Source organism: Ramlibacter sp. (assembly GCF_028292805.1).
Classification (GTDB): Bacteria; Pseudomonadota; Gammaproteobacteria; order Burkholderiales; family Burkholderiaceae_C; genus Ramlibacter.
The window spans coordinates 1-6,439 of the sequence record NZ_JAQGLS010000180.1 but is presented as its reverse complement, the minus strand read 5'-3'; the positions used below and the strand labels follow the sequence as shown (position 1 = coordinate 6,439).

Sequence of the window (6,439 nt, the reverse complement as noted above, 5' to 3'; positions counted from 1 at the left end):
ACGGGTGGCGGACACGGCGCCAGGCCATGTCGGTGATGTGCAGCAGGCCGTCGATGCCGCCGAGGTCGACGAACGCGCCGTACTCGGTGATGTTCTTGACGACGCCGCGGACGATGGAGCCTTCCTTCAAGGTTTCCATCAGCTTGGCGCGCTCTTCGCCCATCGAGGCTTCGACCACGGCGCGGCGCGAGAGCACCACGTTGTTGCGCTTGCGATCGAGCTTGATGACCTTGAACTCGAGGGTCTTGTTCTCGTAAGGGCTCAGGTCCTTGATGGGACGGGTGTCGATCAGCGAGCCGGGCAGGAAGGCGCGGATGCCGTTGACCAGGACCGTCAGGCCGCCCTTGACCTTGCCGGTGGTGGTGCCGGTGACGAATTCGCCGGATTCCAGGGCCTTTTCGAGGCTCATCCAGGAAGCCAGGCGCTTGGCCTTGTCGCGCGACAGGATGGTGTCGCCGTAGCCGTTTTCCAGTGCGTCGATCGCCACGGAGACGAAGTCGCCTTCCTGGACTTCGAGTTCGCCCTGGTCGTTCTTGAATTCCTCGATCGGAATGTAGGCCTCGGACTTGAGGCCGGCGTTCACGACGACGTGGTTGTGCTCGACGCGGACGACTTCGGCGGTGATGACCTCACCGGCGCGCATCTCCTGTTTTTGCAACGATTCTTCAAACAGGGCGGCAAAAGATTCAGACATTCAGAGTTCCTTGCGCGTCGCACAGGTTTCCAGCCGCGATATGGCGAAATTGCCGGGCGGCTGTTGCTATGACTGGGACGGCGGTTGTGCGGGAGGGCCCGCGGTTAAGGTTGGCAATTCCACACCGCCTGTGCGCTTGCTGCGCGAGGGGGACGGTGCGGGTCCGGGCGAGGCTCAGGCTTCCAGCGCCTGGCCGAAAGGCTGCTTCTCTTCCCACCACCTGAGCACCAGGGCCACCGATTCTTCAACCGCGTGGCTGGAGTTGTCCAGGAGGAGGGCATCCTGCGCCGGCTTCAAGGGCGCGACCGCGCGGGACGAATCCCGCGCATCGCGTGCCTCGAGATCGGCGCGAAGAGCCGGCAGTGTAGCTGGAATTCCCTTTGAAATCAACTGCTTATGCCTGCGCTCGGCGCGCTGGGCGGCGCTGGCCGTGAGGTACACCTTGAGTCCGGCGTCCGGGAAGATCACCGTGCCCATGTCGCGCCCGTCGGCCACCAGGCCGGGCAGCCTGCGAAAGCTCTGCTGCAGCGCCACCAGGGCGGTGCGCACCGCGGGCAGGGCGGACACGCGGGAGGCGTTCATGCCGGCCGCCTCGCTGCGGATGGCGTCGGTCACGTCCTCGCCGGCCAGCAGCACGCGGTCGCCGGTGAAGACGATGGCCAGGGCCTCGGCCAGCCGGGCAATGCTGTGTTCGTGCTCCACGTCGAGCGGCAGGCCGGCGCGCAGCGTGGCCACACCGGTGATGCGGTACAGCGCCCCGGAGTCGAGGTAGTGGTAGCCCAGCCGGCGCGCGACCTCCGAGGCCAGGGTGCCCTTGCCCGAGGCCGTGGGGCCATCCACGCAGATCACCGGGATATGAGGAGCGGAGGTTCGAGACACCGAGAACAGGGTTTCGAAATAGTCGGGAAAAGTCTTGGCCACGCAGTGCGGATCGAGGATCCGCACGTGCGCCCCGGCGAAGTTGAAGGCCGCCAGCGCAAAGCACATGGCCATCCGGTGGTCGTCGTAGGTGGCGATGGCGGCGGCCTGCCAGGTGGCGGGCGGCACGATCCGCAGCGAGTCGGGGCCTTCGTCGACCACCGCCCCGAGCTTGCGCAGCTCGGCGGCCATGGCGGCCAGCCGGTCGGTCTCCTTGACCCGCCAGCTGGCGATGTTGCGCAAGGTGGTGGGGCCGTCCGCGAACAGCGCCATCACGGCCAGCGTCATGGCGGCGTCGGGGATGTGGTTGCAATCCAGGTCGAGCGCCCGCAGCGGCCAGGCGCCACGCGAGACCTGCAGCCAGTTGGGCCCGCTGTCCACCGTGGCGCCCATGGCCCGTGCCGCTTCGATGAAGCGGATGTCGCCCTGGATCGAGCTGGCGCCCACGCCTTCGATGCGCAGCGGCTGGTCGGCGCTGGCGGCCAGCGCGCCCAGGGCCACGAAGTAACTGGCCGAAGAGGCATCGGCTTCCACGTGGACTTCACCGGGAGACTGGTAGCGGCTGCCGGCCGGGATGGTGAAGCGCTGCCAGTCCTGGCGCGCCACGGCGATGCCGAAGCGCCGCAGCAGGTTCAGCGTGATCTCGATGTAGGGCCGGGAGATCAGCTGGCCGACCACCTCGATCACGATGTCCCGCGTGGCGACCAGCGGCAGCGCCAGCAGCAAGGCGGTGAGGAACTGGCTGGAGACGTCGCCGCGCACCTGGATCGCCGCGTCCAGCTTCAAGTCGCGGGCCGGACGGATGCGCAGCGGCGGAAAACCTTCGTTGCCCAGGTAGTCGATGCCGCAGCCGAGCTGGCGCAGGGCATCGACCAGGTCGCCGATGGGACGCTCGTGCATGCGGGCAACGCCGCTGAGCTCGTAGTCGCCACCGATCAGGGCCAATGCAGCCGTCAAGGGCCGCATCGCCGTCCCCGCGTTCCCCAGGAACAGCTTCTTGACTCCCTCGCCGCCCGGTGGAGGGCCGGGGTGGGGGCGGCCCCCGATCCCCGTGATCCGGACCGCGCTGCCGCGATGCACCACCTCGCACCCCAGCACCCGCAATCCTTGCAGCATCACCCGCGTGTCGTCCGACTCGAGCAGATCGTGCACCACCGTCGGGCCTTCGCATAGCGCCGCCAGCAGCAGCACCCGGTTGGAGATGCTCTTGGAGCCGGGCAGGATGACCGTGCCGCGGGCTTCCTCCAGCGGGGGCAGGTCGAGGAACGCGCTGTTGAACATGCCTGGTGGCCCGGCGGGCCCCTTCCTTACTTCTTCTGGCCCATGCGCCAGCCGGCGCGGCTCTGGCTGGCGCCGGTGATCAAGGCTTCGAGCTCGTCGGCCTTGCCGTCCTCGACCAGCTGCAGCATGTTGTGCATGGCGCGCTGGAACACCTTGGACTGCTCCACCAGTTCGTGCCTGTTGGTCAGCAGGATGTCGCGCCACACCTTGGGGTCGCTGGCGGCGATACGGGTGAAATCGCGAAAGCCCGGGCCGGCCAGGCCCAGGAATTCCTGGCCGTGCGGCTGGTTGACGATGCCGTGCATCAGCGCGAACGCCATCAGGTGCGGCAGGTGGCTGACGGCGGCGAAGGCGGCGTCGTGGGAATCGGGCGCCATCTGCTGCACCTGGCAACCGAGGGCTTCCCACATCTCCTGCGCCCGCTTCAGATGTCCCACCTGGGTGCGCTCGATCGGCGTCAGGATGACCTGCTTGCCGCGGTACAGGTCGGCGTCGGCATGGTCGACGCCCGACACTTCCTTGCCGGTGATCGGGTGGCAGGGAACGAAGCAGCCGATGTTGTCGCGCAGCACGCGGCGCGCGGCGTCGACCACATCGCGCTTGGTCGAGCCCACGTCCATGATCAGCATGTTGGGCGTGATCAGGTGGCGGATGGCCTTGAAGGTCGCCTCGGTGGCCGAGACCGGCACGGCCAGCAGCACGACGTCGGCGCCCGACACGGCCAGCAGCGCGGACGGCGCCTCGACGTCGATCACGCCCATGGAGACGGCGCGCTGGGTGGTGGAGGGCGACTTGCTGTAGCCGACCACGCGCTTGACCAGGCCGGCGCGCTTCATGGCGAGCGCGAACGAGCCGCCCATCAGGCCGCACCCGATCAATCCCAGTTGCTCGAATTTTGCTGCCATTAGTTGTTCCTGAGTGGCGCCGGGCCGCCCCAAGCCGCGAAAGCCCCCTTGGGGGGCAGCGCAGTACACGAAGTGACAAGCGTGGGGGTTGACATTTCACTCGCCAAGGGGAAAGGTGCCCAGCACCTTGTAGAACGTGCACAGGCCCTGCAGGTCGGCCAGCGCCGCGCGCACGTGCCCTTGCGACGGATGGCCTTGCAGGTCGATATGGAAATAGTAGTCCCACTGGCCGCCCGAGCGCGCCGGGCGCGACTCCAGGCGCGTCATCGAGACGCCGTGCTGCTTGAGCGGCGCCAGGATGTCGTGCACCGCGCCGGGGCGGTTCGGCACCGAGACGATCAGGCTGACGCAGTCCTTGCCCGACGCCTGCGGCGCCTGCAGGGTCTGCGGCAGGCAGACGATGACGAAGCGGGTGCGGTTGAATGCCTCGTCCTGGATCGCGTGGGCCGCGATGTGCAGGCCGAACCGGATGGCCGCGCGGTCACTGGCGATCGCGGCCCAGGCCGGGTTCTCGGCGGCCAGACGCGCGCCCTCGGCATTGCTGGAGACGGCGCGCCGCTCGACGCCGGGCAGGTGCGCGTCGAGCCAGCCCTGGCACTGGGCCAGCGCCTGGGGATGGGCCAGCACCACCTCGATGCCGTCCAGCGCGCTTGACTGGCGCATCAGGTTGTGGCGCACCAGCAGGCTGGTTTCGCCCACGATGTGCAGCGGCGTGTTCAGGAACAGGTCGAGCGAGCGGGCGACGACGCCTTCAGTGGAGTTCTCCACCGGCACCACGCCGAACTGGGCGCTGCCGCCGGCCGTGGCGCGGAACACCTCGTCAATGCTCGGGCAGGGCACGTGCTCGATGCCGGAGCCGAAGAACTGCAGGGCCGCCTGTTCGCTGAAGGTGCCGGCCGGGCCGAGATAGGCCACGCGCTGCGGCGCTTCCAGCGCGCGGCAGGCCGACATGATCTCGCGCCAGATGGTGGCGACGCTGTCGGCCTTGAGCGGGCCGGGGTTGGCATCCTGCAGCCCGTTGATCACCTGCGCCTCGCGCTCGGGGCGGAACACCGGCGAGCCCTCGGCGCGCTTGATCTCGCCGACCTCGTTGGCGAAGGCGGCGCGCCGATTGAGCAGCGCCAGCAGTTCGCGGTCGACCGCGTCGATGCTGGTGCGAAGCTCGGACAGGGTTTTGGCCATGGATCAGGGTTGGGAAAATGCTTTGGGCCCAGCGGCGTGGGCCCAATGTCGGTCGAAGGCGTAACTATAGCGGACGAGGGGGAAGGCCTTCTTGAGAAGACTGTCATGCCAGAGGTTGTCGTGCCGGACTCGGCCCGGCATCCAGGCAGCAGCGCCGCACTGGATCCCGGGCCGAGCCCGGGATGACAGCCTCTTACGCCGCTGGCGGCTCTTGACCACCCGGTGTCTCGCCACCCGGTGTCTCGCCACCCGGTGTCTCGCCGCCCGGATCTTCGCCTTCCGCGATCGCGGCATCGTTCTCCACGATGCGCTGCAGCCCGCTCAACTTGGAGCCTTCGTCCAGCCCGATCAGCGTCACGCCCTGGGTGGCGCGACCGAGTTCGCGGATCTCGCTGACCCGGGTGCGCACCAGCACGCCGCGGTCGGTGATCAGCATGATCTCGTCGTCGGCGTGCACCAGCGTGGCGGCCACCACCTTGCCGTTGCGCTCGGTTTGCTGGATCGCGATCATGCCCTTGGTGCCGCGGCCATGGCGCGTGTACTCGCCGATCGGGGTGCGCTTGCCGTAGCCGTTCTCGGTGGCGGTCAGCACGCTTTGCTGTTCGTCCTCCGCCACCAGCATCGCGATGACGCTCTGGCCCACGTCCAGCGACATGCCGCGCACGCCGCGGGTGGTGCGGCCCAGCGGGCGCACGTCTTCCTCGTGGAAGCGCACCGCCTTGCCGCCGTCGGAGAACAGCATCACGTCGTGCTGGCCGTCGGTCAGCGCCGCGCCGATCAGGTAGTCGCCGTCGTCGAGGTTGATGGCGATGATGCCGCCCTTGCGCGGGTTGTTGAACTCGTCCAGCGCCGTCTTCTTGACGGTGCCCATGCTGGTGCCCATGAAGATGGTGCGGTCGGCCGGGAAGCTGCGGGCGGCGCCGGTCAGCGGCAGCACCACGTTGATCTTCTCGCCGTCCTGCAGCGGGAACATGTTGACGATCGGGCGGCCGCGCGAGCCGCGCGAGCCGGCCGGCACTTCCCACACCTTCAGCCAGTACATCCGGCCGCGGTTGGAAAAGCACAGAATCCAGTCGTGCGTGTTGGCGATGAAGAGCTGGTCGATCCAGTCGTCTTCCTTGGTCTGGGTAGCCTGCTTGCCGCGGCCGCCGCGCTTCTGGGCGCGGTATTCGCCCAAGGGCTGGCTTTTGACGTAGCCCAGGTGCGAGAGCGTCACGACCATGTCGGTCGGCGTGATCAGGTCTTCGGTGGCCAGGTCCTGCGCGTTGTGCTCGATCAGCGAGCGGCGCGCGCCCAGCTTGGTCTGGCCGAACTCGGTGCGGATGGCGGTCAGTTCCTCGGTGATGATGGCCGAGACGCGCTCCGGCTTGGCCAGGATGTCCAGCAGGTCGGCGATCTGCGCCATCACTTCCCTGTATTCATTGACGATCTTGTCCTGCTCCAGGCCGGTCAGGCGCTG

At 68.1% G+C, this 6,439-nt stretch carries 5 protein-coding genes; all 5 read right to left on the bottom strand.

Features of this window, described 5'->3' with window-relative positions; translation table 11 throughout:
- The coding region (locus JWP65_RS11090; protein ID WP_299763651.1) for a S1 RNA-binding domain-containing protein at positions 1 to 694 on the bottom strand (694 nt) is incomplete at its 3' end.
- Between the two features lie 174 nt (positions 695 to 868).
- Positions 869 to 2,893 (bottom strand): bifunctional 3-phosphoshikimate 1-carboxyvinyltransferase/cytidylate kinase, encoded by a 2,025-nt coding sequence (locus tag JWP65_RS11085; protein WP_299763650.1) that lies wholly within the window; start codon positions 2,891 to 2,893, stop codon positions 869 to 871.
- Positions 2,894 to 2,919: 26 nt separating this feature from the next.
- Positions 2,920 to 3,798 (bottom strand): prephenate dehydrogenase/arogenate dehydrogenase family protein, encoded by an 879-nt coding sequence (locus JWP65_RS11080; RefSeq protein ID WP_299763649.1) that lies wholly within the window; start codon positions 3,796 to 3,798, stop codon positions 2,920 to 2,922.
- Positions 3,799 to 3,894: 96 nt separating this feature from the next.
- The gene (gene pheA, locus JWP65_RS11075) at positions 3,895 to 4,980 is read right to left on the bottom strand and encodes a prephenate dehydratase (protein WP_299763647.1); all 1,086 of its coding nucleotides are present in this window, start codon (positions 4,978 to 4,980) and stop codon (positions 3,895 to 3,897) included.
- 193 nt (positions 4,981 to 5,173) lie between these two features.
- On the bottom strand, positions 5,174 to 6,439 hold a 1,266-nt coding region (locus JWP65_RS11070), incomplete at its 5' end, for a DNA gyrase C-terminal beta-propeller domain-containing protein (RefSeq protein ID WP_299763645.1).